General features: G+C 66.6%; 1 protein-coding gene. It reads left to right on the forward strand.

Annotation, left to right across the window (positions count from 1 at the left end; genetic code table 11):
• Positions 1-1,609 (forward strand): non-ribosomal peptide synthetase (locus tag V0R62_RS26640; protein WP_330105825.1); only part of this gene is annotated, 1,609 nt, incomplete at both ends.

Consider the following 1,609-nt stretch of genomic DNA (forward strand, 5'->3'; position numbering starts at 1 on the left):
ACCCGAAGCACTGGCCGTGGTGCAGGGCGAGCAGCGCCTGAGCTATGGCGAACTCAACCAGCGTGCCAACCGTCTGGCCCATTATCTGATCGAGCGTGGCGTGGCCCTGGGTGACCGCGTGGCGCTGTGCCTGGAGCGGGGCCCGCAACGGCTGGTGGCGATGCTGGCCGTGCTCAAGGCCGGTGCGGCGTATGTGCCGGTCGATCCGGGCTACCCGGCGGAGCGGATTGCCTATTTGCTCAGCGACAGTGCTCCGGCGCTGGTGCTGGTCGAGTCCACGACCGAAGCGTTGGTAGGGAATGTAGCCAAGGTCCTGGTGGACGGTGCCGACTGGGAGGATAACGCCGCCAGCAATCCTGTGGTTGCGGGGCTAGACCAGGATCAGCTGGCCTATGTGATCTACACCTCCGGTTCCACCGGCCAGCCTAAAGGGGTGATGGTCGAGCACCGCACTTTGGCCAACCTGATCCACTGGCATTGCCAGACCTTCGGGCTGGGCGAGGGCAGCCACACCTCCAGCGTTGCCGGCTTCGGCTTCGACGCCATGGCCTGGGAAGCCTGGCCGGCGCTGTGCGCCGGAGCGGTATTGCACCTGCCACCGGCCTCTATTGGCGGCGAGCATGTCGATGAACTGCTCGACTGGTGGCTGGAGCAGCCTCTAGAGGTCAGCTTCCTGCCGACACCGGTCGCCGAACAGGCACTGCGCCGCGAACGCCAGCACCCGACCCTGCGCACGTTGCTGGTCGGCGGTGATCGCCTGCGCCAGTTCGAGCGTGATCCGGGCTTCGCGCTGGTCAACAACTATGGCCCGACCGAGACCACCGTGGTGGCGACGTCGGGGCCACTGCAACCGGGCGGCGCGCTGCATATCGGCAAGCCGACCGCCAACACCCGCGTCTATGTGCTGGACGAGCAGCGCCAGCCAGTGCCGGTGGGTGTGACCGGTGAGCTGTACATCGGTGGCGCGCAGGTCGCTCGGGGCTATCTCAACCGTCCTGAGTTGACTGCCGAGCGTTTCCTCGATGATCCGTTCAACGGCGGGCGGATGTACCGCACGGGTGACCTGGTGCGCTGGAACACCGACGGCACGCTGGACTACCAGGGCCGCAACGACGACCAGGTGAAGATCCGTGGCGTGCGGGTCGAGCTGGGTGAGATCGAAGCCGCGCTGAAGGCCCAACCGGGAATTACGGATGCGGTGGTGCTGGTGCGCAACGAACGTCTGCTGGCGTGGTTCACCGAAGCTGCCGTGGTCGATCTCGACGCCTTGCGCCAAGGGCTGCAAGCCAGCCTGCCGGGTCACTTGATACCGCAAGCGTTCACGCGTCTGGACGAGCTGCCGCTGACGAGCCACGGCAAGCTGGACCGCAAGGCGCTGGCGGACCCTGATCCTTCGACCCTGGCCCGCCAGGCCTATGTCGCCCCAATCGGCGCGACCGAGGAGGCCATGGCCGCGATCTGGGCTGAAGTCCTGGGTATCGAACAAGTCGGTCGCCATGACAACTTCTTCGAACTGGGCGGCCATTCGCTGTTGGCGGTGAGCCTCACCGCACGCCTGCGCCAGGCCGGCCTGCAGGCCGACGTGCGCACCTTGTTCGGCCAGCCGACA

Source organism: Pseudomonas carassii (assembly GCF_036324045.1).
Classification (GTDB): Bacteria; Pseudomonadota; Gammaproteobacteria; order Pseudomonadales; family Pseudomonadaceae; genus Aquipseudomonas; species Aquipseudomonas peradeniyensis.